The sequence below is a fragment of the Breoghania corrubedonensis genome (assembly GCF_003053845.1).
Taxonomy (GTDB): Bacteria; Pseudomonadota; Alphaproteobacteria; order Rhizobiales; family Stappiaceae; genus Breoghania; species Breoghania corrubedonensis.
Genome location: NZ_QAYG01000005.1, coordinates 161,519 through 186,849, shown reverse-complemented (window position 1 = coordinate 186,849; position 25,331 = coordinate 161,519). Strand labels below are relative to the sequence as shown.

The following is a 25,331-nucleotide window of genomic DNA, read 5'->3' as shown; positions in this document are numbered from 1 at the left end:
GTTCAAGGTCTCCGGGTAGCTTTTTCGAGGTCGGCCTTCGCGTCATCGATATCCGAACCGGCGCGCTTCATCAGCGGCGTTTCCCATGAGGGGGCGTCCGGTGTCGCCGTCACTGTGACCGGGCTGAGGGACCCGTTCGTTCCCTTTGGGGGATCGGGCCAGTATCGCACCTGATTGATGCGCGCGAAGATCGCGTCGAGCAGCTCGGTTTCTTCGGGGTCGAGACGCTTGCGGTCAATCGACCACAACAGCGAAAGCGCCTCCTTGACGTCGTCCTTGCCGATCAGGGCGCCGGCCCGATAGAGCTTCAGCCGCAGAGCCTCGTCGGTGCCGGCCATGGCAAGCGGGGTCGCGATGTCGGTCGCCTTGCGCACGATCTCGAGCTGTCCCTTGACGAGCGCATGGTGGGCAAGCGCGATGTAGAGCGTACGCCGGCTGTCGATATCGAACTCGGCGAGCAGGCTCTCCAGAAGCGCAAACCGGGTGGCGCTGTCGGCGAAGCCCAGCGAGTCCAGCGCGGCGGCGAAGCGACGGCGGAAATCCCCGCCATAAACGGACCCCCGGTAACGCCGGAGATAGTTCAGCGACAACGACTGGAACTTCTCCAGATCGCCGAGCTTTCCGACGAGGAAGACCTCGCGGCGCAATGCCGCCTCTTCCACCAGCGTTCCCGGCATCAGCAGGCGCGCGACATCAAGCATGCGGATCGCTTCGGCCGGATCGTCGTGGACCAGCAATGCCGCGCGCACCAGCGCGACCTGGCCGCCGAGCCCCGGTTCGAGCGAAAGCGGATCGAAATCCTCAAACAACGTGCGGGCCTCGTCCGCCCGTCCCTCGATATAGGCGAGCGCGCCGCGCATCAGACGTTCATCGACCGCCGGTTTCGGATCGTAGCCGAGAAGTTTGACCATCACCGCCGGATGGCCGCCGGAAAGCAGGTAGACGACGGCGGCGCGCGCGTTGCGTGGGTCCTGCCAGACCTCGGGATCTGCCGCTTCGAACGCGGCGCGCATCGATTTCAGGAGAACCCGCTGCGCGGTATGGGCCTGGCTGTTGCCATGAGCCACCTGCCCCTGAAGAGCTTGCAGCGAGCGGACCATCTCGAAGGGAGCCGGAGCCGCCTCCTCGGAGGCCGACGCGGCACAATAGCCGAACGCCGCCAGCAGCCAGAATGCGATGAGCGCAACAAGCGGTGTTCGTGCCGGCGTCGCGCGCGGGACGTGGAGGCGTCTCATGCCTTGCCCCCCTCCTTGAGCAGAATCTCGATGCGCCGGTTGGCCGCCGCATAGGGATCTTTCGGCACCTTCAGATGACGGTCCGCATAACCTTCCACGCGCTCCACGCGCCCGGCATCGAAGCCGCCGCGCATCAGCATGTAGTAGGCGATATGGGCTCTCGCCGTCGAAAGCCGCCAGTTATCATAGGTCCTGGAGTGGAACGGCCGGGCATCGGTATGGCCGCGAATGATGACGTCGCCCTTGGAGGCGGCAAGGGTCTTGCCGATCTCTTCCATCAACTTGACGAGTTGCGGGCGCGGTTCGGCCGAGCCGATGGCGAACATGCCGAAATTCTTCGCATCCGTCAGGCTGATCAGCAGCCCGTCGTCGCTGCGTTCCACGCTCACGCGGGCCGCGACGTCGCCCATCGGACCGGAGGCAATGGCCGCGAGCTGCGAGCGCAGACGCCTCTCGGTCTCGTCGACGCCGTTCTTTCCCGAAGCCGGGCCGGCGTTGCCGGCGGAGCGTGCCGCATCCATGCCCGAAGCGGCTTTCACGCCCCCAGCCGATACGGCCGTTTCGGCACCCGCTCCGGGACGCGGTCCCGAGCCTTTCAGCGTATCGGCACCACCGGGGCCGGGTGCTCCGGCAACCGCCACATCCTTGGCTGCGAACCGCAGGCCGTCGCCGGGTGCCGGCTTGGCGGGCGGTGTCGGCGCGCTCTCGCTTGTCTCGGTCAGCACGGCGGTCCCCGCCCCGGCCGTCGTGGGACTCCGTTCAGCGCCCGGATTGGCGAGCGCAACCTGCCGCACACCGGGCTTCGCGGCGCTTCCCTCTCCCTGGGGGGTGAATTGCCAGTAAAGCGGATCGAAGGGATCGCGATAGGCATCGCCACCCTTGGCGCCCTTTTCGGTCTTGATACCGAAACCCGCCTTTTCCGGCGCGCTTCCTTGCGCCACGACCGTGCCGGGAACCGCGTTGGCGAGTTTCTCCAGAACGGCGTAAGGGTCCGCGAACAGCGTCTCTTCTGCAAACGACTGCGCGAACTCGCCCCCCGGCTTGACTTCACCCGTTCCCGCACCGCGCGAGGTCTGCGCGCTGGGCGTGTCGAAGTCCATGTCGGTGCCGGCGTCTCCCAACGGCTGGTCCTTGCCGTCCTCGTTGGTCACCCCGTCCTTGTCAGGATCGTTGAGGCCACGCCGGTTCGGCGAGGTCGCGGCCAGATTGACCGGATTGAAATACTGCGCGACGCCCTTCTTGACGTTGTCGTCCGTGACGTTGATCAGCCACATGACAAGAAAGAACGCCATCATCGCCGTCATGAAGTCGGCATAGGCGATCTTCCACACCCCGCCCTTGGGGGCTTCGGCGAACAGCGGCGGCCGGCGTCGAACGATCACCAGCTCCGTGGGGGCGCTCTGCGTCATGCCTTGTCCTCGCGCGCGTCTTCCAGGCGGCGCAGCCATGCGCCCAGTTGTGTTTCGATGGTGGTGTCATTGATGGAGACGAAGATCTCGATGCCGTCCACCGGTTCAAGACGGATCCCCGCGCCCTCATCGCCCAGGCACGCCTCAAGCCGGCGCAGCAGCCGGTCGGGGCCGCGCACGACAAGGCTCGTGCGGTCGTGCGAGCCGAGCAGGTCCTTCAGGTTGTCGGCAAAGGCCTCCACCACATGGGCGGTCGCGGCCTCTTCCAGAAAGGGCGAGATCAGATGAGCGACCGCGTCGGTCACCCGCATTTCCAGATCCTGCAGGCCCTTGACGATGGAGGACGCAAGCCGTTCGCCGAGGTCCTCCTCGAACCGCATGCGTGCCGCATCCGCTTCTTCGCGAAGGCGCTGCTTCTCGGCAAGCAGCTTCTCCTCGTAGTTTCGGGCAGCCTCCTCGCGCCCCGCTTCCTCGCCGCGGGCAAATTCGGCCGAAAGCTTGCGCGACAGGCTCTGAGGATCGAGATATGCGCTGTCGGGCTCCACGGGCACCAGATTGGCGGCATCGGCGCGCAACTGGGCGAAGGCGGCGGCGGAGAGATCCGGCAACCGGGCGGCGATGGAATCACTCATCGCACGACCTCCGTCTCATACATCCACTGTTTCAGGATCGCCGCCGCCTGGTCCTCATCAAGATCGAGCAGAGGCTCGAGTTTCTTGAGCGGGGACTGGTTGATCTTGCGGGTCAGATCCTGGATCAGCAGGCTGTGATCGGGCGGAGCCAGGCGCAGGGCGGCCTCGCCCTCGCCGCCTTCCAGCGCGGCCTGAGCCTCGGCGCTGCCGGGCAACGCCTCGAATTCGCTGATCTGGGCCGGCGGGGCCTTGGCCGGCACCAGGGCGGCCAGCGCGGGACGCAGCCCGAACCAGACCAGCATGCCGGCGACGATCAGGATCGTCAGCGCGTTGATGACATTGCCCGACTGGCGCACGAACAGTTCCACCAGCGAGATCGGCGGCACCGGCTCCAGATCCCGGCCGTTCGCGATGAAGTCGACCATGGAGACGGTGACGCTGTCGCCGCGCTTTGCGTCGATGCCGGCGGCCGAGGCCACGATCTGCTTGATATCGGCCAGCTGCGCATCGACCGCCTCTTCCCCGGCGTCCTCGCCGAGCGTCTTCATCATGCGGGCCTTGTCGACCAGCACAGCGATCGACAGTCGGTCGACACGATAGCCGTCGCGGGCGGTCTCGATCGTCTTCGACGAGATCTCGTAGTTGACCGTTTCCTCGCGCCGGTTGTTTTCCTCGTTCGAGCGGTCGCCGGCATTGGCCGTGACATTCTCGTTGGGCAGGTTCTGTTCCACCGTGGTGGGTGGCTCGGAGCTTGCGTTTTGCGAGGTTTCCTCCTCGCGCACGGTGCGGACGGAGCGCTCGGTGCGCGAGTCCGGATCGTAGATCACTTCGTTGGTGTGCTTGCGGTCGGTATTGAGGCTCGCCGTGACGCTCACTTCAAAGTTGTCGAGGCCGAGATAGGGCGTCAGCGTGGTGCGGATGTTCTCCTGGATGCGGGCGTTCACCGCTTCCTCGAGCGAGGCCATCATGCCGGCCGAGGCATTGGCGGGATCCTTGCCGGTGGCAAGCATCGTGCCGTGGGTATCAAGAACCGTGACCTTGTCGGCCGTCATTCCGGGCACCGCGGCGGCGACCAGGTGGCGGATGGCCTCCGCCGTCTTCACCTCGTCCGCGGAATCCATGCGGATCACGACGGAGGCGGATGGCGGTTGCTGGTCCCGGCGGAAAGATCCCTTCTCCGGCATGACGATATGAACCCGCGCCGCCCTGACCCCGCTCATGAGCTGGATCGTGCGGGCGATCTCGCCTTCCAGCGCCCTGACCCGGGTGACCTCCTGCATGAAGGAGGTGAGCCCCAGCGAGCCGATCTGGTCGAAGAGTTCATAGCCGGCTTCCGCCCCGCGCGGCAGACCGCGTTCGGCGAGCAGCATGCGGGCGCGCGCGGTTGCGGAATGATTGACGAGAACGGCGGTTCCTTCGGCATTGATGTCGTAGGGAATGCCGGCGTCCTGGAGGGCGGCGCCGATGCGGCTGACGTCCTCGCCCTCGAGCCCGGTATAGAGCATGACCATTTCCGGTCGGCTCAGATAGTAGGCGCCGAAGCCGACGGTCATCATCGTCGCAAGCCCTATCAACGCCAGGGCAATGAGCCGTTTCGGTCCCAATTCAAGAAGATTGGACCAGAGCTTTTCAGCGTGTTCGCGACCTGGCATCGAGCACCCCTGTCAACGGTCGGATTATCGGTTGCCCAGACTATGGAAGACCAAGCTTGCGCGGACATTGCGCGTGGTGCGCCAGGATGGTTCTCGGACAAAAAAGGCCGCGCCCCCCGGAGGAGGCGCGGCCCGTATTCGACCGTAGAACGGTCCCGGTGTTCTTACTTGAACAGCGAGAGGATGTTCTGGCTGGACGAGTTGGCGATCGACAGCGCCTGAATGCCGAGCTGCTGCTGGACCTGAAGGGCCTGCAGACGGGTGGACTCTTCGTTCATGTCGGCATCGACCAGCTGGCCGACACCACGATCGAGGGCATCCGTCAGCGAGGACACGAAGTCCCGCTGCATTTCGACACGGCTCTTGGCGGCGCCGAGCGCGGTGGCCGCGTCGGTGATCTGCGCAAGAGCGTCATCGACGTCCTTCACCATGCCTTCCAGCGTCGTCAGATCGGCGGCGGAGTCGGTCAGGGCGGAGATGTCAATGGTGGCGACGGCGTTACCGTTGGCCTGGGCCTTGTCGAGGATGCCGGACTGGTCCGCATCATCGTAAAGCTCGGTCTCGGTGATATCGACCTTGATCTTCTCGATCGTGATCACGCCGCTGTTGCGGCTGAACGAGGCGACCACTTCCTTCGTGGCATTGTAGGCCGCGTCACCGGAGTCGACCGACAGCCAGTTCTCGTTGTTGAAGACCGCGGAGTCGGCGATCGAGCGCAGGTTGTCCTGCAGAGCGCTGATTTCCTTCTGGATCTTCGCACGATCCAGTCCCGGCTCGCTGGCCGCGACGAGCTTCGACTTGATCTGATCGACGATGTCGACCGTGCTTTCCATGGCCGTGTACATGGTGTCCATCGTCGCGGCGCCGAGGCCGAGAGCGTCTTCCACCGCGGAGAGAGCCAGATTGTCGGAGCGCATGGTCGTCGCGATGGACCAGTAGGCCGCATTGTCCTCGGCAGTCGACACGCGATAGCCGGTCGCGATGCGGTTCTGAACTTCATCGAGAGACTTGTTGGTGGAGCTCAGGGTCTGCAGTGCGGTCATCGCCGAAGCGTTGGTCATCAAGCTAGACATTTCATGTCCCTTTCAAAGAAAAGATTGGATGGGACATACCGGGTTCGCGCCGGTACGGCAGGGCGGCATCATGCCTTCGGACCTGTGGTTGGTTCGTGGATCCAACCTGCCGTGCTTAGGAGACTGACACGCGGAGCTTGCGCGAACCTTGCGCGGCCCGATTGCGTGTCAGAAAAAAGATCGTACCAGATTCCCGACCAGAAGGTTCCATCCATCGATCAAGATGAAGAACAAGGCCTTGAACGGCAGGGAGATCACGGTCGGCGGCAGCATCATCATGCCCATCGACATGGTGATGGTCGCCACGATCATGTCGATCACCAGGAACGGCAGCACGATCAGGAAGCCGATCTCGAAGCCGCGTCTGAGTTCTGAAATCATGAAGGCGGGAATGAGAACGCGAAGCTCCACCTCCTCCGGGCTCGCCGCCGGCTTCTTCGTCACGCGATTGGCCGCAAGATCGTCGAAGAGCACAAGATCGCGTTCGCGCACCTGCGTGAGCATGAACTCGCGGAACGGCTGCGTGATCTTCGTGTAGGCTTCCTGTTCCGTGATCTTGTTCTGCATCAAGGGCTCGACGCCGTCATTCCAGGCTTTGTCGAAGGTCGGTGCCATGACGTAGAAGGTCATGAACAACGCCAGCGAGATCAGGATGAGGTTTGCCGGCGTCGTCTGAAGGCCGAGCCCCGAGCGCAGGAACGACAGCGCCACGGCAAAGCGGGTGAAGCTCGTCACCATGATCAGGATGCCGGGAGCGACGGACAGCACCGTCAGCAGCGCCGCGATCTGGATGATCCGCCCCGCCGCGCTGCCATCGCCTTCGGGGATCAGGCTGGAAAGATCGGGAACCTGCGCGGCGGCTGCCGTCGCGGTGAGGGCCACAATCATTGTGGCAAGAACCAGTCGCTTCATTGGACCACCAGCGATTCAAGGATGAGTTCGCGGACCAGCCCCTTGGAGCGAATTTTCGCCCGCTCGTTCAGATCCTCGCGCAGGTGCTGGAGACCACCCGCGCCCTCGATCTGCGACAGGGTGATGGTTCTCAGATAGGCGAGAACGTCCTGCTCTATCCGGCTGACCAGAAGGCTCGCCTCCTCGTTCGCCTCGTCCTTCAGGATCACCGAGGCCTGGAGACGGATCCACGTGTCGCGCGGGGCGGCGAGGTTCGTCACCATCGGCATCAGCGTTCGAAGCTGTGCGTTTGACACGTAGATGGGCGAGAAGCTCGTCTTGCGCGCGGACTGGGAGGCATTCAGGGCGACGGAGTCGCGCACCGTTTCCACCATCTGCAAGCCGATCAGGCCGCCGGCTCCCGCCGCCAGCGCCGTCAGCAGCACAAACCCCAGGAAGGTGCCCGCGCGACCTGCTCCGCTTGTGCGCGCGGCGGGCGCGGGTTCAAAGAAAGTTTCGGACATGGGCCGGGCTCCTAGAACGGGTTGACGATGTCAAACAGCTGCTGGCCCCAGCCCGGCTGCTGGACCTCGCTGATGCGCCCGCGTCCGCCGTAGGAGATCCGGGCCTCCGCGATCTTGTCGTATTCGATCGTGTTGTCGCCGGCGATGTCGCGCGGGCGCACGATGCCGGCCACGTGCAGGATCCGCATCTCGTAGTTGACGCGCACCTCCTGGGAGCCGGAAATCAGCATGTTGCCGTTTGGCAGACGCTCGGTGACGACCGCGGCGACCTTGAGCACGATTTCCTCGGAGCGGTCGATCGACCCTTGCCCCGTGGAAGACGATCCGCTCGTCGTACCGCCGGAAATGTCTCCGGAACCGGAATCGCTGGTGGTGTTGTAGGAGCCGCCGAGCTTCACGTCGGTGGACGAGCTCTTGGCCCGGTCCGAGGTGTTGTCGAGTTCGGCCTTGTCGTCGATGGCGATCTTGACGGTCAGCACGTCACCGACCTTGCGGGCGCGGGGATCGCGGAAGAAATCGTTGCGATCCGCAACCCACAGGGAATTGTAGTCCTTGCGCGTCATTGGCGCGAACGTCTCGGTCGGGATGGTCGTGCGCACGGGCCGAAGCCCCTCGCCGACCGCCGACATGCGCGGTTCGCGTCCGAGATCCTTCAGCTGGCCGGCGCAACCGCCCAGAAGGAGCGTGGAAAGCACAAGCGCGACCGGAACGCCTGGGCCGCGAAAAACGGAGCGGGTGCGCATCACGAGCCCTCACCCAGTTTCGCATTGGTGAGGCTTGCCATGGACTGCGCGAGCTGAGCGGCGCGTGCGGGCTCCATCTCGTTGAGAATGGCGCTGGCATCGCGCGGCTTCAGCCGTGAAAGCACCGCGACCGCGATCTCCTCGTCGAGGGTCGCGAGCTGCTCCGCGGCCGCATCGGGTCGCATCTTGCCATAGATAGAGACAACATGGTCCTCGACGGCGGCGAGGATCTTGTTGCGCTTTTCCACCCATTCCTGGAACTGCGCGCGCTTCCTCTCCAGCGCATCTATCTGCTGTCGCAGGGAATCCTGCAGGGCCAGAAGCTTCCAGGTCTGCCAGGCGATCCGGGCTTCGGCGGTCGCATCTGCGGTATTGCGGCAATAGGCGGCCACATCGCTCTCCTGGGTTGCGGCTTGTGTGTCGGCAGCGGGCGCATCGCTGTGCGCGGCCGCACCGGCGCCTGGCGCGGGAGGGGACTGTTCGGCGGCGCCGGCGGCGGACGCCGCAAACAGCGTGGCCAACAGCACGGGGGCCCATCTGCGCCCCGGGCGGATCGCGGAAATGAAAGTCATCGACGCACCGTCTCTCCATTCGCTTCAGGAACCGGAGCCGGGCTCATCCCGGCGCCGTACCGCCCGCATTGCAGCGGACGGTTCGCAGCATGGAGGGTCTGGCTTGTGCGAGGCTGGGGTGGAGAAAAGCGGAGGATTTCAGAAACGCTCGGGAAGCGGCATGCCGGCAATGCTCCACGCGCCAGCAATGCTCCACGCGGACGAGCACTCTATGCCTGCCACGTGCGCAGCACCCTCCACCGTCATTGCCCGGCACGGTCCGGGCAATCCATTGCCGTGTCCGACATAGGCGAGCGTGGCATCGATCACCCGGATTTCGCCGGTTGATGACGATAGAGCGGCAGGGACCCGCCCGCGCTCCCCCTACTGGATCACCAGTTCCGCCTGCAAGGCGCCCGCGGTCTTGATCGCCTGGAGGATCGCGATGATGCCGGTGGGCTTCAGCCCGATGCGGTTGAGACCGCGCACCAGCGTCTGCAGGTCGGAGCCGCCGACAATGGCCATTCGTCCGCCCTGTTCGTTGGCATCGATGAAGGTGCGCGGCACGACGGCCGTCTGCCCCCGTCTGGCGAAAGGTGCGGGCTGGGACACCTGGGGCGTTTCCACCACACGGACCGTCAGGTTGCCGTGCGTCACGGCGACGGTCGAGATCTGCACGTTGCGGCCGATGACGACCGTTCCGGTGCGCTCGTCGATGACGACGCGGGCGGGCTGGTCGGGCTGCACGAGAAGGCCCTCGATCTCGGCGATGAAGCGCGTCACGCCGACGCGCTTGGGCATGCGCAGGACAACCGAGCGGTAGTCGCGCTCGCGCGCCACGCGAACGCCGTAACGCTCGCGGGTATAGGTGTTGATGGCGTCGGCCATACGAACGGCGGTGCGAAAATCGGGGTTGTTGAGCTCCAGAACCAGCGCGGGGATGTCGGCGAAGCTGTCGCCGATTTCCCGCTCGATCACGGCGCCGTTGGGAATGCGGCCGGCCGTCGGCGTCCCGTCGGCCAGGCTTTCGGCATCGCCAGCGGCGGAAAACCCGGAAACGGCGAGCGGCCCCTGCGCCAGCGCGTAGACGGCCCCGTCCGCCGCCATCAGCGGCGTCGCGATCAGCGTGCCGCCCTTCAGCGAGGTCGCATCGCCCAGCGAGGAGACGGAGACATCCACCCTGCCCCCCTTGCCGATGAAGGCGGGGAGATCCGCCGTGACGACGACGGCGGCGACGTTTCGCGTCCTCAGCCGCGCGTTGCGGACATTGACGCCCATGCTGTCGAGCATCGATTGCAGCGACTGCTCGGTGAACGGCGCGTTGCGCATGCTGTCGCCGGACCCGTTGAGGCCAATGACGAGACCGTAGCCGACGAGCTGGTTCTCGCGCACGCCCTGAAGGCTCGCGATATCCTTGATGCGCGCCATGGAGTGGGCGGGACCGGCAAGGGTCAGGCCGAGAAGGAGGCAAAGCAGAAGACGCATCACTCGTTTCCTATCAGGACGGTGCCGTCGGACTGAACGGTGCCGAAGACGGTCAGTCCGCTATCGAGGTTGCGGACCTTGATGACATCCCCCACAGCGCCGCTCTGCACCGCTTCGACCTGCGCCACGATGATGAGCCCGCCGTCGTGGAAGACGAGCCGCGTCGGTTGTCCTCGCTTGACGAGTTCGGGAACCGCCACGGCATTGAGCGGGATCGGCTGGCCCGGCAGCAATGTGCGTCGGGCCTCCATGCCGGCGAGATCGGCGCGGTTGACCACGACGGCGAAGCGCTGGATCGTCGCATCCGGAAACCGCCGTTCGACGATCATCGACGGCTCGATCGCATCGCCCGGGTGGATCGTGGCGCGCGGGACCGGCAGATCGATGCCGGCCGAAGCGGCACCCGTACCCGCCGCGAATGCGGCGAGCGCCAGTGCCAGGGCCCGCGAGAGAACGTCGAGCTTGCCGTTCCGCGTTGTCGTTGCCTTCGTGGCGAACATTACCGATCCCCTGTGCTTGACCCTTGACGCTTGACCGTTGGCCCCAGGCGCCGCCGCGGTGCGTCTGGTTGTCGACCGGACCGGTTCAGTCCGATCGAAACGGGCTCTAGCGGATGCCGTTGGTGACGGTGCCGGCCATCTCGTCGGCGGCCTGGATCACCTTGGAGTTCATTTCGTAGCCGCGCTGGGCTGTGATCAACTCGGTGATTTCCTTGACCGGATCGACGTTGGAGCTTTCCAGATAGTTCTGGCGCACGATGCCGAAGCCGGGATCGCCGCCGACCCCGTCGACCGGCGTTCCCGAAGCCGGTGTCTCGCGAAAGAGATTGCCGCCGACAGGTTCCAGTCCGGCATCATTGGCGAAGGTCGCGAGCGAAAGCTGGCCCAGTTCGCGCGGCTTCACCTCGCCGTCGACCTTGGCGTAGATCTGACCGGATTCGTTGATGGTCACCTCGATCGTCTCGGGCGGAAAGACGATGGCCGGCTCCACAGTGTAGCCGTCGAGCGTCACCAACTGGCCTTCGTCGTTCTTGTTGAAGGAGCCTGCCCGGGTGTAGAGCGTCTCGCCATCCGGCCCGGTGATCTGGAACCAGCCGCGGCCATCGAGCGCCACGTCGAGCGGATTGTCGGTGTTGGTCAGGCTGCCCTGTTCGTGCAGCTTGCGAATGGCGGCCGTGCGCACGCCAAGGCCGAGCCTCGCGCCTTCGGGAACCACATCCTCGCCACCCCGGTTCGGCACGCCCTGCAGGCGGTCTGCCTGATAGAGCAGGTCCGTGAATTCGGCACGCGCCCGCTTGAAGGCGGTCGTGTTCATGTTGGCGATATTGTTGGCGATGACCTCGAGGTTGGTCTGCTGGGCGCTCATGCCCGTCGCCGCGATCGCAAGCGCTTTCATGCTTCAACTCCTGATGGCAGGCGCCCGCGTTCCATCAGGGACTTGCGGGCATTGAATTCGGGAAATCGGAGGGCTTCGACGCGACGCGTCAGATCGCCATGCGGGAGACTTCCTGGTATGCCGAGACGACCTTGTCGCGGATGGCGATGGCGGTCTGCAGCGTCGTCTGCGCCGACATCACGGCCTCGACCACCTGCTGGGCGGAGGCCTTTCCCGATACACCGGAGATCGCGGCGGCCTCGCCGTCCTTCAGGGTCTGCACAGCTTCCATGGAAACGTTGGCGAGCGCATCGGAGAAGCTGACTTGCGAAGCTTCCTGCACGCTCTGCGCGCCGCCGACCGGTTGGCCGTAGACGGTTTGGGAAACCTTGCTCGTCGAGGCGCCGTCGGAAACGGTGCGCAGGGCGTCGATTGCGTTGATCATCACGAATTCCTCAGAAGGTCGATTGTGCGCATCAGCATGGAGCGGGTCTGCGTCACCATCTTCAGGTTGGCCTCATAGGACCGACTGGTTTCGCGCATGTCCGCCATCTCGATCAGGATGTTGACGTTCGGTTTCTTGACGTAGCCGTCGACGTCGGCGGCCGGATTGCCGGGCTCGTACTCGACGCGGAACGGGGAATCGTCCTTGCCCACGTCCTTGACCCTGACGAGATCGGCGTTCTCCACGCGGTTGAACTCGTTCTCGAAGGTCACGGTCTTGCGCCGGTAGGGATCGGAGCCGGCGGTCTTGCCGGTCGAATCCGCGTTGGCGATGTTTTCGGAAACAACGCGCATGCGCTGCGACTGGGCATGAAGCCCGGAAGCCGCGATCGTCATCGATGCGCTGAGTGGATCTGCCATGGCCCTTATCCCTTCACCGACGTGAGGATCATCTGATGGAACGACTTCAGGATGGAGGTCGTCAGCGCGTGCATCTCGCCGACCTCCGTCGCCTTGACCATTTCCTGTTCAAGGGAGACGGAGTTGCCCGAATAGCTGACCTGCCAGGTCTCGCCCTTTTTCACTTCGGTGCTTTCACTGGTCGCTGCCGCGCCGCCCATGTGGCCGTCATGGGTCGCGATCATCGGCATCGCCATGTCATCGAAGACGGCGGTGAACGGCGTCACGTCCTTCGCCCCGTATCCGGGGGTGTTGGCGTTGGCGATATTCTCCGAAATCGCGGCCTGGCGGACCGAAAGCCACTCGTTGCGCTGCGAGGCGAGAGAAAAGAGATAGACAGGTTCCACGGACACTCTCCGGTATTCCCAATGTCGGAACCCGGTTTTAGGTGCCCAAGCTTGTCCGAGGCTGGCCGGATGCGGAAAGGCGGAGGAAGACGGGCGGGATCGGCCCGTGACCCCGCGCCGCACGGCAGCCATCGTCCCCCTGTCTCACCGGCGCACTTTCGCATCCCGCCCAAACGAAAAAGGCCGCGCCCTTGTCGGACGCGGCCCATTCATGCGTTTCTGCGATCAGCGACCAGCCGGCCTAGCGCACCAGAATGTTGCGGAACTGCCAGGGATCGCTGGTGTCGAGGTCTTCGGGAAAGAGCCCCGGACGATCATCGAGCGGAGTCCAGTCGGTGTAGTAACCCTTTACTGGTCCCAGATAGGGCTTCTGGATCTCCAGACACCGCTGGAAGTCCATCTCGTCGGTCTCCACGATGCCCGCTTGCGGGTTTTCCAGCGCCCAGACCATGCCGGCGATGACGGCGGAGGTCACCTGCAGGCCGGTGGCGTTCTGGTAGGGCGCGATCTCGCGGGTTTCCTCTATGGAAAGCTGGGAGCCATACCAGTAGGCATTCTTCGCGTGGCCGTAGATCAGCACGCCCAACTCATCGCAGCCGGAAACGATTTCGTCCTCTTCCAGAAGATGGAACGTCTCCTGGATCTTGCCGGCGCGCCCAAACAGTTCGTGCAGCGAAAGCACCGCGCAATTGGCCGGATGGTAGGCGTAGTGACAGGTCGGACGGTAGACCGCCTTCCCGTTCTCGCGCACCGTGTAATAGTCGGCGATCGAGATCGACTCGTTATGCGTGACGAGAAATCCGTATTGCGCGCCCGGTGTCGGGCACCAGGTGCGCACGCGGGTATCGGCGCCGGGTTGCTCCAGGAAGATCGCCGCCTGGCAGCCGGTGTCGAAGCCGGACGCGTTTTTCGGGATCCATTTCTCATGCGTTCCCCAGCCGAGCTCCGAAGGCTGGAACCCTTCCGCGATGAAGCCGTCGACGGACCATGTGTTCCAGAACTCATCGAGCGGCTTGGGCGTATCGGCGAGCTGCGTGTCGCGCTCGGCGATGTGGACGCCCTTGACCCCCAGATCGCGCATCAGCGCCGCCCAGCCCTCGCGCGTTGTCGGCACCTCGGTCTCAAGGCCGGTGTCGCGGGCGATGTCGATCAGCCCCTGCTTGACGAACCACGAAACCATGCCCGGATTGGCGCCGCAGCACGAAACCGCCGTCGTGCCGCCGGGGTTGTTCCGCTTTTCCCCACGCACCGCTTCGCGCAGCGCATAGTTCGTGCGCTTCGCGTTGTCGGCCTCGGTGTTGAAGTAGAAACCCAGCCACGGCTCCGTCACCGTGTCGATGTAGAGCGCGCCGATCTCGCGGCACAGCTTCATGATGTCGAGCGAGGAGGTATCGCAGGACAGGTTGACGCAGAATGCCTGCCCCTCACCCTCGCTGAGCAGCGGCTTCAGGACGTCGCGATAGTTTTGCGGGGTCAGCGTCGTCTCGTCGTAGCGGTAGCCGCGCTCGTCCACCAGCGCGCGATGCGCGGTGTCGGGCGAGATGACGGTGAAGCGGGTCTTGTCGAAATTGAAGTGTCGCTCGATCAGGGGCAACGTGCCGGAACCGATGGAGCCGAGGCCGATCATGACGATCGGGCCGGTTATCGTGGCGTGAACTGGCCAGTCGGCCATCGTTGTCCTCCGTTTCGTTCGGAAAAGGAATCGCGGGGCCTCATCCGGCTCGCGATCGGAAGGTCGGCCACAGGTCGCGGTATTCGCGAGCCGACAAGGAGTGCGGTTTCCCGCAGTTGCCGAATAGGCTTAGGCAAGCCTTGTCGAGGCTGTCAACCGGCAAGCCCGGTCTGCCGCCGAATGGCGCACATCCGGCGGACGGGACAATCGCCCAAACGATGTCCCTCCGCGCGACCCGTTACGCCGGTGCTCAGCGCACCGGCGGCCAGGGTTTGAGAATGGCACCGACTTTCGCCCCCTCGACAGCCGCGAAATGCTGCGTGGCAAGCGGAGCGGCAGCGCGAAGGGTGCCGGAGGCTCCGTCCAGGGCGCCGGTCGCAAGCTCGTGGGCCAGAAGGCGGTGCTGATCGTAGGCACCGGGCATCGACAGAGCGCCGGTATGGGCTGCGGTGAAGCCGAAGCGGGCATAGTAGGCCGGATCGCCGACCAGGATCACCGCCTCATGCCCGCCGACCGCCGCCTTGTTCAACGCGGCCCGCATCAGCCGCCCGCCAAGCCCCGCCCCCTGAAGCACGGGCGAGACCGCGAGAGGACCAAGCAGCAGAACGGCCCGGCCATCGCCGGTCACCGCACGCCACAAGCGCACGGTGCCGACAAGTTCGCCCTCCTCTATCGCGGACAGCGCGATCTCGGGAAGACGGCCTTCACGCAAACGCTCGGACGGCTTTTCGAACCGCGAGGGCCCGAACACGCGGTCGAGCAGGTCTTCGCGCGCCGCGGCATGCCACGGCGCCTCGTCAACGACATCGATCATCGCGCCAGTCCCTCAACCGGTCAGATGACGTAGGCGGCGAGCGGCGCGAAGCCGTTGAAGCCGACCGACGAATAGGTGGTCGTATAGGCGCCGCAGGCCTCGATCAGCACCTTGTCGCCGATCGACAGCGACACGGGCAACTCGTAGGGCACCTTCTCGTAGAGCACGTCGACGCTGTCGCAGGTGGGGCCTGCGAGCACACACGGCGCGGTGTCGTCGCCGTCCTTCGGCGTGCGGATCGGATAGCGGATCGCCTCGTCCATGGTCTCGGCAAGGCCATGGAACTTGCCGATATCGAGATAGACCCAGCGAAGGGTATCCTCGTCGGACTTCTTCGAGATCAACACGACCTCGGCCTCGATCATGCCGGCATTGCCGACCATGCCACGACCGGGCTCGATGATCGTTTCCGGCAAGCGGTTGCCGAAGTGGCGCGACAGCGCCTGGAAGATCGCTTCGCCGTAGCTGGCGACGCCCGGCATCTTCTTCAGGTAGTCGGTCGGGAACCCGCCGCCCATGTTGACCATGGAGAGATGAATGCCGCGCGCCGCCATTTCGCGGAAGATCGCGGCGGCGGAGGCGAGAGCGCCGTCCCAGGCATCGACATTGGACTGCTGGGAACCGACATGGAAGGACACGCCATAAGCGCGCAGGCCGGAGCGATGGGCGAGCTCCAGCACCTTCGGCGCCATCGCCGGCTCGCAGCCGAACTTGCGCGACAGCGGCCAGTCCGCGCCCGCGCCATCGCACAGGATGCGGCAGAAAACCTTGGCGCCCGGCGCAACGCGGGCGATCTTCTCCACCTCGGCCTCGCAATCGACGGCGAAGAGGCGCACACCAAGCTGATAGGCGCGCTCGATGTCGCGTTCCTTCTTGATGGTGTTGCCGTAGGAGATGCGGTTCGCGGTGGCGCCGGTGGCCAGAACCATCTCGATTTCGCCGACGGAGGCGCAATCGAAGGACGAGCCGGCACGCGCCAGCAGGTTCAGCACTTCCGGTGCCGGGTTCGCCTTCACCGCATAATAGACATTCGTGTCCGGCAGAGCGCGGGCGAAGGTCTCGTAGTTCTGGCGGATGACATCGAGGTCGACGACGAGGCACGGGCCGTCGTCTCGTCGGGTACGCAGGAAGTCGCGGATGCGTTGGGTCATGGCTGTTCCCCAATCCATTTTACGTATCACGTCGCAGGGTTGCGGATGTGACTTCGCCTTGCCCGCGCTGTGGAGACGCCGGCAATCGCTGCAGTTCATCGCGCGGTCGGTCGAGCCATCGGTCAAAACCGAAAAGCCGTCCCGCGTGTGATGCCTTGGCTTGGAAAGGGGGAAGACCCTTCCGCACGGCCGGCAAGGAGGTAATAAGTGCCTCTTCAGTGACCCCGGGCGTTGGAAAACCCGGAAGAGACCAAAAAAGCCCTCTTACGTCGTTGCTTTAAGCCGTCCGGTGTGCCGCAGGCGGTGGGAAGCCCCTCCCCGCTGCGACGGCCCTTGTTCAGTGTGGACGACCACGGGCACGTGCGAATTTGGGCGGGACTGAAATCGCTCCATTTGCTTTCGATTGCAAGAGGTAATTTGCCATCGAGAAATTTTTTTGCCGATCCGGCACCTGTGCAAAACCACGCCCCATATCCACAGGCAACGCGCCAGCATTCACAAGCTATTCATAATTTACGTAATGCTACCTATATGTATTTCACTTCACTCCCATTTTTTACGGAAGACAGATTGATTCTCATATCAAAATGATCTATCAATCCTAGTGATTTCTCGCACCGCTTACTTGCTCGCATCTGCACGTCGCCACGTGTTGGTCAGGCTTTCCCCTTCCAGTCTCCCGTTTCCGGAAGATAGGGATACATATTTATACTTTTCACGTAGGCAGGAGATGGGCCGCGAATGAGGACGGTCGCGATGACCAGGCAACGGCGACTATCGATCAGCAACCGAAAGCTGAACGACGTCATCGCACTCGCCCGGCGCTCGCAGCCCGTTACCCGGTTGACGAGTATGGGTAGTGAAGTCCCGCTCGGCGGATCTTCGGCGAACAGGACCGAAACACGCGGTGCGGCGCCGCGCGACGATGCCCTGCTCCACCACATAGAGGCCTTTGATCAGCGCATTCAGCAAGATCTGCTGGCTCTGGCGTGGTTCGGCCGCGAGGAAGCGGCTGCGGCGGAGTGGGAAGACTTCGCGCTCGATGCCAAACGCGCCTGGACGCGGGCCACAGCCGCCTATCTGGCCGCCATGCCCGCTCTGGGCGACTATCTGGAACAGGCGACCGCGATCCTGGGCATGCCACGATCAGACGCCTAGCGCGCTTTCCGAACAAACCAACCGTTTGATCGACAAGAAGCCGCTCCAGATAGCTTGCTGGAGCATATTCTTATCGACCGGATCGATTCGATCCGATCGGAATATGCTCTAGCGCGCGGGCCGGCCGCAATCGCAGAACGCTCACGTGTTGCCGCTATTCGGAAAGAAGATCCTTCAGCGCCAGTGCGACGATTTCCGTCGCCGCCTTCAGGTCGCCGAGATACAGATGCTCGTCGGCGCCGTGGGCGTTTGCCTTCAGGATGGAGCGCGGCCCCGCTCCGTAAAGCACGGTCGGAATTCCGGCCTCGGCATAATGGCGGGCGTCGGTGTAGAGCGGGATACCCGTAACACCGATCGGTTCACCCAGAATGGCTTCGGCGGGAATGGCAATCGCCTTGACCAGCACGTCGGTGCCGTCGCCCGGGCGCAGCGGTTCGGCCAGCATGATCCGCCGGCATTCCACCTCGATACCGTCCGTCGAGGGTGCCGCGGCCATGATCAGCTCGCGCAACCCTTCCTCCACGGCAGCGCCATTTTCCTCCGGGATCAGGCGGCGATCGACACGGAAGGTGATGCGATCGGGAACGACGTTGGTGTTGATGCCGCCATTGATGAGGCCGATCGTGAGCTTCGGCGTATCGATGCCCTTCTGCGCGCTGTGTACGCCCGCGAGGCGGTGGCGTTCGTCATAGAGCGCGGCGAGGATCGGCACCGAAGCCTCCAGCGCATCCGCGCCTGTTTCCGGCATGCCCGCATGCGCCTGACGGCCGCGCACGAGCACTTCCACATGCAGGCAACCGTTATGCGCGGTGGTGATGGCGTACGAAAAGCCGGCGGAAATCGCATAATCGGGCTTTGTCAGCTCCTGCCCCAGCAGCCATTTCGGCCCGACGAAGCCGCCCGCCTCCTCGTCATAGGTGAAATGCAGCTCCACAGCGCCGTTAAGCCCGTCCGGCTCCGCGATCAACGCCAGCAGGGCGAAGGCATAGGTGGCGAAATCCGATTTGGAGACGGCGACGCCACGCCCGTAGACCGCGCCGTTGTGTTCCTCCGCGCCGTAAGGATCCGTCGTCCAGCCGTCGCCCGGAGGCACCACGTCGCCATGCGCGTTGAGCGCGATGGTCGGGCCCGTTCCGGCACCGAAAACCTGGCGCACGATCAGGTTGGTCACCGAACGCATGCCGTTCTGACGCACGAAGGGTTCCGGCACAGGGTGCTGCTCGACCTTGAAACCCAGTTCCTGAAGAAGTTCCGCGGTGCGCTCGGCATGGGCCTCGCAATCCCCCGGCGGATTGTCCGACGGTACCTTCACAAGTTCCTTCAAGAATTCCACTTCCTCGGCCCATCGGGCCTCGATCGCGGCTTTCATCGGACGTTCCTCTCCTGCTGCGCCAGCTTTTCTATCGTTCGCACGAGAACCTCGACGGCCGTGCCCATGTCCTCGACAGAGGCATGTTCCAGCGGATTGTGGCTTATCCCGGCCCGGCAGCGCACGAAAATCATGCCGATATCGGTCAGTTTCACCATCGCCTGGCCGTCGTGGCCTGCTCCCGACATCAGCCTGAGCGGTTTCACGCCGATGTCGGTTATGGCCTGTTCCATGGCAGTTTGAAGGTGGGGTGCGCAAGGGGCCGTCTCGGCATCGTGGAAACGTTCGATGCCGATGACGCAGCCGCGGCGCGCGCCGATCGCCCGCGCCCGCGCCCGGATCGTGTCGATCGCGGCCTGTCGCGCCGCATCGTTCGCCGCGCGCACGTCGAGCGGCATGCGCACCTCGCCGGGGATGACGTTGACGGCGCCGGGATGCGCATAGATCTCGCCGACAGTCGCGACCAGATTGTCGCGCACGCCTGCGCGGGCAATGTCCTCGACGGCGAGAACAAGCTCGCTCGCGGCCGCCAGCGCATCGTGGCGCAGCGCCATCGGAACGGTGCCGGCATGGCCAGCCTCCCCGCGAATCGTGATTCGGAACCGGCTCGCGCCCGCGATCGCGGTGACGATGCCGACGGGAAGGTTTTCCTTCTCCAGAACAGGCCCCTGCTCGATATGAACCTCGAGATAGCCCAACACTTCCTTCGGGTCGTAGGCGGCACTACCCGCGAGGTCGGGATCGCAGCCGAACCGTGTCAGCGCCTCGCGCACGGTGATGCCGTCGGCGTCCGCGGCCTGAAGGGCCCGCCAGTCGAGTTGACCGGCGGCAGCCGAGGACGACAGCAACGTGGTGGGAAACCGCACGCCCTCCTCGTCGCCGAAGGCCAGCACCTCGATGCCGAAGGGACGTTCCACACCGCGCTCGGCCAATCCGTGGGTTGCCAGGATGCCGGCGACGACGCCGAGATTTCCATCGTAGCGGCCGCCGTCGCGCACCGTGTCGATGTGCGAGCCTATCAGCAGCACACGGCAACGGCCGGCCACGTTTGGCGACAGATATCCACGCACCGTCCCCAGGTTGTCCTCAGACACCTGCAAGCCCGCCTGCCGCATCCACGCGGCCACGTCATCGGCCGCCGCCCTGTGTTCGCGCGAGAGATAGAGGCGGGTGAGCTTGCCTTCGTCACTGGTGTGGCGCGCGAGCGCCTCGATCATCTCTTGTGCCCGCACACCGAACCGGCCATCCACAGCCTTGTCCCCAAGCTTCTCCACAGACCCGCCCGCTGTCTCTCCCGGTCCTTTCCCGGTTTTTTCCCCAAGGCCGTGCACAGTTACGCGGTCTTCGATGCGGAAACGCAGAATGCGCGCGATCTGGGTGAGCGCGGTTGCGAATTCGGTTTCGGGATCGTTGCGGATGCGTTCCTCGAACGCGCTGAGGATCTGGTACTTCGTCGCCCCCTTCACCGCCAGGATGAAGGGAAAATCGAAGCGCACCTTGTAGGCCTCGTTCAGACGCTCGAAGCGGGCGAATTCGTCCTCGCTCAACGTGTCGAGACCGGCGCCGGCCTGCTCGCGGCGGGAATCGTCGGCCACCTTTCCCGCGTTGGCCGCCTTGCCGGCGAGATCGGGGTGGGCGCGGATCAGGGCAAGCTTGCGGTCGCGCGAGACGGAGCGCATGGCAGCCTCGAAGCCCGCGACCATGCTTGGAACATCGGCGAAGGGGCGAAGTTCCGCGGCCGCCTCAGCCACCCAGGGCGAATGCTCCGCCACATCGGCGAAATGACGGACGAAATCGTCCGCGGTCATCGCATTGACCGCGGCGAGTTCGACCGGAAACACGGGTCTTTCTGACATCGTCTGGTTTCGTCCGAACCTGTTGGCGCCAGCTGTCCGTGCTGGTCTTTCGGCACTGGTCTATTGCTGCTGGGCGATCCATGCCCCCAGCTCCTTGCGCTCTTCCTCGGTCATGCCCGTCTCGTTGCCAAGCGGCATGGCGTCCGAATGCACGGCCATTGCCAGGATCTGCTCCGACCAGCGGTGCAGCTCATCAATGGTCTCCAGTTGCACACCATTGGGCGGTTCTGCAAACAGTTCGTTCGTCGGCGTGGCGGAATGGCAGGCGATGCAGTGCTTGTGGGTCAGCGCCAGCACCGCCCGATCGGAGACCGCCGCGCCACTGGCGTCGATGCTTTTAGGTGCCGTCATGACGATGGCGGCAAAAAGGCCGATGGCGGCGATCGGCAGCGTCCACACGATCTTGGCGAGCGGATCACCCGCCTCGTGCCGGTTGAGGAAATGGCGCACCATCGCGCCGATGATGATGATCAGCGCCACCAGCAGCCACGAATGGGGATGGTTTGTGAGCATCGGATAATGGTTCGACACCATCATCACCAGAACGGGCAGCGTCAGGTAGTTGTTGTGGACCGAGCGCTGCTTGCCCTTCGCGCCCAGCGCAGGATCGGGATCGCGGCCGGCCATCAGCGCGCCCGCGATCTTCTTCTGGTTGGGGATGATCACGCCGAAGACGTTCACCGCCATGATCGTGCCGATGAAGGCGCCGACATGGATGAGCGCGCCGCGCCCGGAAAAGACATGCGTGTAACCGTAGGCGGCCGCCAGGATCAGCGCGAAGACGCAAGCCGCCAGAAGCGGCGTGTTGCGCCCGATCGGCGACTTGCACAACGCATCGTAGACGAGCCAGCCGCCGGCAAGCGATGCGATGGAAATGAGGATCGCCTCGCCGGGCGTCATCACCAGCACGCCCGGATCGATCAGGTAGCTCGACGCCTTGAAATAGTATTGCACCATCAGGAGGCCGAAGCCGGTCACCCAGGTCAGATACGCCTCCCACTTGTACCAGAGGAGATCATCGGGCAGCTGCTTGGGCGCGACCGCGTATTTCTCAACGTGATAGAAGCCGCCGCCATGCACCTCCCAGGCGGTTCCCATCACCCCTTCGGGCATCGCCTCCCGCTTCTTCAACGCCAGATCGAGCGCGATGAAGTAGAAGGACGTGCCGATCCAGCCGATGCCGACGATCATGTGCGCCCAGCGCAGGAGAAGATTGAGCCAATCGGCGATAAAGGCACTCATGGGAAGATTCTTCTTTTTAAGGCCGCAGTATCTGGAAGCGGGCGCGGGCGCCCGTCGCGGTCGGCGGCTCATCGGTTGATGCGTGACCGGCCCGGCATCGCGCGCCGGGCCGGCCGGTTCGCGTGGCCTCAGGCGGCCTTTGCATCCGTCGCTTCGGCGGGAAGGACGAGGTTGAGGACGACGGCCAGCGTCGTTGCAGGCAGCAGACCGGAGGTCAGCAGAACCTTGAGCGTCGCCGGCAGATGCTGAAGCGATTCCGGCACCGCCTGCAGGCCCAGACCCACCGACAGCGAAATCGCCAGGATCAGCATGTTGCGCCGGTTCCAGTGGACGTCGGACAGCATGTTGATGCCGGCCGACACCACCATGCCGAACATGACGATGACGCCGCCGCCCAGCACCGCGATGGGCATGGTGGAAATCACCGCGCCCACTTTCGGCACGAGACCGGCGACGATCAGGAAGATCGCGCCGTAGGTGACCACATGCCGGCTCATCACGCCCGTCATCGAGACGAGCCCGACATTCTGCGAGAACGAGGTGTTCGGCAGACCGCCGAAAACGCCGGCGATCGCGGTGCCAAGACCATCGGCCATGGTGCCGCCGCCGATCTCGCGATCTGTCGCCTCGCGCCCCGCCCCGCCCTTGGTGATGCCGGAAATGTCGCCGACGGTCTCGATCGCCGAGACGATCGCCATCAGGCACATGCCGATAACGGCCGCGATGTTGAACTCGAAGCCATAGGAAAACGGCTGCGGCAGCGCAAACCATTCGGCCCCGCCGACACGGGCAAACGACACCATGCCGAAAGCCAGCGCCACCAGATAGCCGGCCAGAAGGCCGATCAGCACGCCGGCGGTCGATACCATTCCCTTGCCGAAGAACTTCGCGGCCAGGGTGACCAGGATGACGACGATGGCGAGCCCCCAGTGTTGCAGGGTGCCGAATTCGGGCTTGCCCATCAGCGGCACGCCGCCGGCGGCATACTGGATGCCGACCGGGATCAGCGCGAGACCGATTGAGATGACGACGATACCGGTGACGAGCGGCGGCAGCGCGTTGCGGAAGCGGCCGATGACCGTGCCGATCAGGAAATGGAAGATGCCGCCGATGACCACGCCGCCGAAAAGCGCCGCCATTCCGGCGGTCTTCACCACCGGGATCATCACCGGAATGAAGGCGAAGCTGGTGCCCTGCACCACCGGCAGGCGCGCGCCGACAGGGCCGATGCTGACGGTCTGGATAAGCGTGGCGACGCCGGAAAAGACCATCGCCATCTGAACCAGATAGACCATGTCGGGCGAGCCGAAGGCATAGCCGGCGGCAAGCGAGACGATAATGGATGGCGTGAAATTGCTGACGAACATCGCCAGCACGTGCTGGATGCCGAGCGGCACCGCCTTTTCGATCGACGGCGTCCAGTCGGGATCGCGCAATTGCTCGGGCGTTGCCCCGAGATGCTGAGCCTCAGACATGAATAGTCCCCCATGGAAGATGTGACCTGATCCCTCGCCGATCTTTTGCCGGCGTATCGGATCTCAGTTCCCGTATCCGTTGCGAGCAAGGGTGTCAGGACGGCTCCGAGCGGTCGCCGCTTGTTCCCCTCTCCCCCCTTGCGGGGGAGATGTCGGCGAAAGCCGACAGAGGGGGTGAAGCCGCTTGCTCCGAGCCTGCCGCCTTACCCCCCTCTGTCACCCTGCGGGTGACATCTCCCCCACAAGGGGGGAGAGAGGTGCAAGCGGCGAATTTTCCCGAAAAGCCAAATGCTCCTTCCCCGGCCGGGCCGTGGTCCGGCCAAGGTATTCGGTCTCACGGCCGATACGGCCGCGGTCGCTCAGAGCATGATGCTGGTCGGGACGGCTCCGACAGATCCCGAGCGGTTGCCGCTTGTTCCCCTCTCCCCCCTTGCGGGGGAGATGTCGGCGAAAGCCGACAGAGGGGGGTGAAGCCGCTTGCTCCGAGCCTGCCGCCTACCCCCCTCTGTCACCCTTCGGGTGACATCTCCCCCACAAGGGGGGAGAGGGACGCAGGCCACCGTTTTCCCGAAAAAACAAAACGCTCTGCCCCGGCCGGGCCGTGGTCCGGCCGGGATGTTCCTTCTCCCGCAGATCCCTCGTCATGCGGGAGAAAACGGCGTTCGACCCCGCCTTACTGCGGCAGCTTGTCGTCGATTCCCTTGATGTAGAAGTTCATGCCGAGCAGCGTGCCGTCGTCGGCGACTTCGCCGTCCTTCAGCCACTCGGAGCCATCCTGCTTCATGATCGGGCCGGTGAAGGGATGCAGCTCGCCCGACTTGATCTTGGCTTCGGTTTCTTCCGCCATCGCCTTCACGTCGTCCGGCATGTTGGTGAAGGGCGCCAGATGGACCATCTCCTTGTCGAAGCCGCCCCAGGTGTCTTCCGACTTCCAGGTCCCGTCGATCACCGCCTTGGCGCGGGAGATGTAATAGTCGCTCCAGTTGTCGACGATCGCGGTGAGCTGCGCCTTCGGTCCGAACTTGATCATGTCGGAGGCCTGGCCGAAGCTGTGGATGCCGCGTTCCTCGGCGACCTGCGTGGCGGCCGGGCTATCGGTGTGCTGGGCGATGATGTCGACGCCCTGGTCGATCAGCGCCTTGGCCGCATCGGCTTCCTTGCCCGGATCGAACCACGAGTTCACCCAGATCACCTTGACCTTGAAGTCCGGGTTGATCGACTGCGCACCCAGCATGAAGGCGTTGATGCCGCGCACCACTTCCGGGATCGGCACGGAGGCGATGTAGCCGGCGGTGCCGGTCTTCGACATCTTCGCCGCGATCTGGCCGATCACGTAGCGCCCTTCATAGAAGCGCGAGGAATAGGTGGAGACGTTGTCGGCGCGCTTGTAGCCGGTGGCGTGCTCGAATTTCACATCCGGGAACTTCTTGGCGACCTTCAGCGTCGGGTCCATGTAGCCGAACGAGGTCGTGAAGATCAGCTTGTTGCCGGCGCGCGCCAGACGCTCGATGGAGCGCTCGGCGTCCGGGCCTTCCGGAACGCTTTCCAGATAGGTGGTCTCGACCTGGTCGCCCAGCGCCTTCTCGATGGCCTTGCGGCCCTGGTCGTGCTGGTAGGACCAGCCGAAATCGCCGGTCGGGCCGATGTAGATGAAGCCGATCTTCAACGGCTCCGCCTGGGCGGCGCCGGTCGCAAGGCCGAGGGCCAGTGCGGCTGCGGCAAAGAGTTTTGTCTTCATGGCAATGGTTCCTTTGGGTTCCCTTTGGAGTTTGGGG

At 64.4% G+C, this 25,331-nt stretch carries 24 protein-coding genes; 1 reads left to right on the top strand and 23 read right to left on the bottom strand.

The window, feature by feature from the left end:
• Nucleotides 1–2: 2 nt before the first annotated feature.
• The 18 genes from C8N35_RS14660 to C8N35_RS14575 all read right to left on the bottom strand — a co-directional run bounded on the left by C8N35_RS14660 (nt 3) and on the right by C8N35_RS14575 (nt 16,456).
• Nucleotides 3–1,235 (bottom strand): chemotaxis protein, encoded by a 1,233-nt coding sequence (locus C8N35_RS14660; protein WP_107990443.1) that lies wholly within the window; start codon nt 1,233–1,235, stop codon nt 3–5.
• On the bottom strand, nt 1,232–2,644 hold the full coding sequence (locus C8N35_RS14655; RefSeq protein WP_107990442.1) for a MotB family protein: 1,413 nt from the start codon (nt 2,642–2,644) through the stop codon (nt 1,232–1,234). Before C8N35_RS14655 ends, C8N35_RS14660 begins: the two co-directional genes overlap by 4 nt.
• On the bottom strand, nt 2,641–3,276 hold the full coding sequence (locus C8N35_RS14650) for a hypothetical protein (protein WP_107990441.1): 636 nt from the start codon (nt 3,274–3,276) through the stop codon (nt 2,641–2,643). Before C8N35_RS14650 ends, C8N35_RS14655 begins: the two co-directional genes overlap by 4 nt.
• Nucleotides 3,273–4,928 (bottom strand): flagellar basal-body MS-ring/collar protein FliF, encoded by a 1,656-nt coding sequence (gene fliF / locus C8N35_RS14645; protein WP_107990440.1) that lies wholly within the window; start codon nt 4,926–4,928, stop codon nt 3,273–3,275. The genes C8N35_RS14650 and fliF overlap by 4 nt, the downstream gene beginning before the upstream one ends.
• 164 nt (nt 4,929–5,092) lie before the next feature.
• On the bottom strand, nt 5,093–6,001 hold the full coding sequence (locus tag C8N35_RS14640; RefSeq protein WP_107990439.1) for a flagellin N-terminal helical domain-containing protein: 909 nt from the start codon (nt 5,999–6,001) through the stop codon (nt 5,093–5,095).
• 168 nt (nt 6,002–6,169) lie between these two features.
• Entirely contained in the window at nt 6,170–6,913 is a 744-nt protein-coding gene (fliP, locus tag C8N35_RS14635) for a flagellar type III secretion system pore protein FliP (protein ID WP_107990438.1), read from the bottom strand.
• Complete coding sequence (locus tag C8N35_RS14630) at nt 6,910–7,416, bottom strand: flagellar basal body-associated FliL family protein (RefSeq protein WP_107990437.1); 507 nt, start codon at nt 7,414–7,416, stop codon at nt 6,910–6,912. Before C8N35_RS14630 ends, fliP begins: the two co-directional genes overlap by 4 nt.
• 11 nt (nt 7,417–7,427) lie before the next feature.
• Complete coding sequence (gene flgH, locus C8N35_RS14625; RefSeq protein WP_107990436.1) at nt 7,428–8,159, bottom strand: flagellar basal body L-ring protein FlgH; 732 nt, start codon at nt 8,157–8,159, stop codon at nt 7,428–7,430.
• Nucleotides 8,159–8,731, bottom strand: coding sequence for a MotE family protein (locus tag C8N35_RS14620; RefSeq protein ID WP_107990435.1), 573 nt, complete (start codon nt 8,729–8,731; stop codon nt 8,159–8,161). Before C8N35_RS14620 ends, flgH begins: the two co-directional genes overlap by 1 nt.
• A 363-nt stretch (nt 8,732–9,094) precedes the next feature.
• Nucleotides 9,095–10,195, bottom strand: coding sequence for a flagellar basal body P-ring protein FlgI (flgI, locus tag C8N35_RS14615; protein ID WP_107990434.1), 1,101 nt, complete (start codon nt 10,193–10,195; stop codon nt 9,095–9,097).
• On the bottom strand, nt 10,195–10,695 hold the full coding sequence (flgA, locus tag C8N35_RS14610; RefSeq protein ID WP_107990433.1) for a flagellar basal body P-ring formation chaperone FlgA: 501 nt from the start codon (nt 10,693–10,695) through the stop codon (nt 10,195–10,197). The genes flgI and flgA overlap by 1 nt, the downstream gene beginning before the upstream one ends.
• A gap of 106 nt (nt 10,696–10,801) precedes the next feature.
• Nucleotides 10,802–11,590, bottom strand: coding sequence for a flagellar basal-body rod protein FlgG (gene flgG / locus C8N35_RS14605; RefSeq protein WP_107990432.1), 789 nt, complete (start codon nt 11,588–11,590; stop codon nt 10,802–10,804).
• An 88-nt stretch (nt 11,591–11,678) separates the two neighbouring features.
• Nucleotides 11,679–12,014 (bottom strand): flagellar hook-basal body complex protein FliE, encoded by a 336-nt coding sequence (fliE, locus tag C8N35_RS14600; RefSeq protein ID WP_107990431.1) that lies wholly within the window; start codon nt 12,012–12,014, stop codon nt 11,679–11,681.
• Nucleotides 12,014–12,433: a flagellar basal body rod protein FlgC gene (flgC, locus tag C8N35_RS14595; protein ID WP_107990430.1), complete on the bottom strand. Its 420-nt coding sequence runs from the start codon at nt 12,431–12,433 to the stop codon at nt 12,014–12,016. Before flgC ends, fliE begins: the two co-directional genes overlap by 1 nt.
• Before the next feature lie 5 nt (nt 12,434–12,438).
• Nucleotides 12,439–12,819, bottom strand: coding sequence for a flagellar basal body rod protein FlgB (gene flgB / locus C8N35_RS14590; RefSeq protein WP_107990429.1), 381 nt, complete (start codon nt 12,817–12,819; stop codon nt 12,439–12,441).
• A gap of 241 nt (nt 12,820–13,060) precedes the next feature.
• Nucleotides 13,061–14,491 carry a homospermidine synthase gene (locus C8N35_RS14585; RefSeq protein ID WP_210203535.1) on the bottom strand — a complete coding sequence of 477 codons (1,431 nt, stop codon included), beginning with the start codon at nt 14,489–14,491 and terminating at the stop codon, nt 13,061–13,063.
• A gap of 250 nt (nt 14,492–14,741) precedes the next feature.
• Nucleotides 14,742–15,305 (bottom strand): GNAT family N-acetyltransferase, encoded by a 564-nt coding sequence (locus C8N35_RS14580; protein ID WP_107990428.1) that lies wholly within the window; start codon nt 15,303–15,305, stop codon nt 14,742–14,744.
• Nucleotides 15,306–15,325: 20 nt separating this feature from the next.
• Entirely contained in the window at nt 15,326–16,456 is a 1,131-nt protein-coding gene (locus C8N35_RS14575; protein ID WP_107990427.1) for a type III PLP-dependent enzyme, read from the bottom strand.
• Between the two features lie 756 nt (nt 16,457–17,212).
• Between C8N35_RS14575 and C8N35_RS14570 the strand changes: the two genes are divergently transcribed.
• The gene (locus C8N35_RS14570) at nt 17,213–17,614 is read left to right on the top strand and encodes a DUF3775 domain-containing protein (RefSeq protein WP_170122113.1); all 402 of its coding nucleotides are present in this window, start codon (nt 17,213–17,215) and stop codon (nt 17,612–17,614) included.
• Between the two features lie 154 nt (nt 17,615–17,768).
• On the opposite strand, the gene C8N35_RS14565 is transcribed toward C8N35_RS14570, so the two are convergent.
• The 5 genes from C8N35_RS14565 to C8N35_RS14540 all read right to left on the bottom strand — a co-directional run bounded on the left by C8N35_RS14565 (nt 17,769) and on the right by C8N35_RS14540 (nt 25,294).
• A complete protein-coding gene (locus C8N35_RS14565; RefSeq protein ID WP_107990425.1) occupies nt 17,769–18,983 on the bottom strand; it encodes an ArgE/DapE family deacylase in 1,215 nt (404 codons plus the stop codon).
• Nucleotides 18,980–20,839, bottom strand: a complete 1,860-nt coding sequence (locus C8N35_RS14560) for an allantoate amidohydrolase (protein WP_107990424.1) — start codon at nt 20,837–20,839, stop codon at nt 18,980–18,982. The genes C8N35_RS14565 and C8N35_RS14560 overlap by 4 nt, the downstream gene beginning before the upstream one ends.
• A gap of 60 nt (nt 20,840–20,899) precedes the next feature.
• Nucleotides 20,900–22,081: a urate hydroxylase PuuD gene (locus C8N35_RS14555; RefSeq protein WP_107990423.1), complete on the bottom strand. Its 1,182-nt coding sequence runs from the start codon at nt 22,079–22,081 to the stop codon at nt 20,900–20,902.
• A gap of 128 nt (nt 22,082–22,209) precedes the next feature.
• Nucleotides 22,210–23,556 (bottom strand): uracil-xanthine permease family protein, encoded by a 1,347-nt coding sequence (locus C8N35_RS14550; protein WP_107990422.1) that lies wholly within the window; start codon nt 23,554–23,556, stop codon nt 22,210–22,212.
• A 673-nt stretch (nt 23,557–24,229) separates the two neighbouring features.
• A complete protein-coding gene (locus tag C8N35_RS14540; RefSeq protein ID WP_107990420.1) occupies nt 24,230–25,294 on the bottom strand; it encodes a BMP family ABC transporter substrate-binding protein in 1,065 nt (354 codons plus the stop codon).
• Nucleotides 25,295–25,331 lie beyond the last annotated feature (37 nt).

Excerpts from the sequence above, each read along its gene's own strand:
- C8N35_RS14660 (WP_107990443.1), bottom strand. The coding sequence starts at position 1,235 with ATGAGACGCCTCCACGTCCCGCGCGCGACGCCGGCACGAACACCGCTT.
- C8N35_RS14655 (WP_107990442.1), bottom strand. The coding sequence starts at position 2,644 with ATGACGCAGAGCGCCCCCACGGAGCTGGTGATCGTTCGACGCCGGCCG.
- C8N35_RS14650 (WP_107990441.1), bottom strand. The coding sequence starts at position 3,276 with ATGAGTGATTCCATCGCCGCCCGGTTGCCGGATCTCTCCGCCGCCGCC.
- fliF (WP_107990440.1), bottom strand. The coding sequence starts at position 4,928 with ATGCCAGGTCGCGAACACGCTGAAAAGCTCTGGTCCAATCTTCTTGAA.
- C8N35_RS14640 (WP_107990439.1), bottom strand. The coding sequence starts at position 6,001 with ATGTCTAGCTTGATGACCAACGCTTCGGCGATGACCGCACTGCAGACC.
- fliP (WP_107990438.1), bottom strand. The coding sequence starts at position 6,913 with ATGAAGCGACTGGTTCTTGCCACAATGATTGTGGCCCTCACCGCGACG.
- C8N35_RS14630 (WP_107990437.1), bottom strand. The coding sequence starts at position 7,416 with ATGTCCGAAACTTTCTTTGAACCCGCGCCCGCCGCGCGCACAAGCGGA.
- flgH (WP_107990436.1), bottom strand. The coding sequence starts at position 8,159 with ATGCGCACCCGCTCCGTTTTTCGCGGCCCAGGCGTTCCGGTCGCGCTT.
- C8N35_RS14620 (WP_107990435.1), bottom strand. The coding sequence starts at position 8,731 with ATGACTTTCATTTCCGCGATCCGCCCGGGGCGCAGATGGGCCCCCGTG.
- flgI (WP_107990434.1), bottom strand. The coding sequence starts at position 10,195 with ATGCGTCTTCTGCTTTGCCTCCTTCTCGGCCTGACCCTTGCCGGTCCC.
- flgA (WP_107990433.1), bottom strand. The coding sequence starts at position 10,695 with ATGTTCGCCACGAAGGCAACGACAACGCGGAACGGCAAGCTCGACGTT.
- flgG (WP_107990432.1), bottom strand. The coding sequence starts at position 11,590 with ATGAAAGCGCTTGCGATCGCGGCGACGGGCATGAGCGCCCAGCAGACC.
- fliE (WP_107990431.1), bottom strand. The coding sequence starts at position 12,014 with ATGATCAACGCAATCGACGCCCTGCGCACCGTTTCCGACGGCGCCTCG.
- flgC (WP_107990430.1), bottom strand. The coding sequence starts at position 12,433 with ATGGCAGATCCACTCAGCGCATCGATGACGATCGCGGCTTCCGGGCTT.
- C8N35_RS14585 (WP_210203535.1), bottom strand. The coding sequence starts at position 14,491 with ATGGCCGACTGGCCAGTTCACGCCACGATAACCGGCCCGATCGTCATG.
- C8N35_RS14580 (WP_107990428.1), bottom strand. The coding sequence starts at position 15,305 with ATGATCGATGTCGTTGACGAGGCGCCGTGGCATGCCGCGGCGCGCGAA.
- C8N35_RS14575 (WP_107990427.1), bottom strand. The coding sequence starts at position 16,456 with ATGACCCAACGCATCCGCGACTTCCTGCGTACCCGACGAGACGACGGC.
- C8N35_RS14570 (WP_170122113.1), top strand. The coding sequence starts at position 17,213 with ATGACCAGGCAACGGCGACTATCGATCAGCAACCGAAAGCTGAACGAC.
- C8N35_RS14565 (WP_107990425.1), bottom strand. The coding sequence starts at position 18,983 with ATGAAAGCCGCGATCGAGGCCCGATGGGCCGAGGAAGTGGAATTCTTG.
- C8N35_RS14560 (WP_107990424.1), bottom strand. The coding sequence starts at position 20,839 with ATGTCAGAAAGACCCGTGTTTCCGGTCGAACTCGCCGCGGTCAATGCG.
- C8N35_RS14555 (WP_107990423.1), bottom strand. The coding sequence starts at position 22,081 with ATGAGTGCCTTTATCGCCGATTGGCTCAATCTTCTCCTGCGCTGGGCG.
- C8N35_RS14550 (WP_107990422.1), bottom strand. The coding sequence starts at position 23,556 with ATGTCTGAGGCTCAGCATCTCGGGGCAACGCCCGAGCAATTGCGCGAT.
- C8N35_RS14540 (WP_107990420.1), bottom strand. The coding sequence starts at position 25,294 with ATGAAGACAAAACTCTTTGCCGCAGCCGCACTGGCCCTCGGCCTTGCG.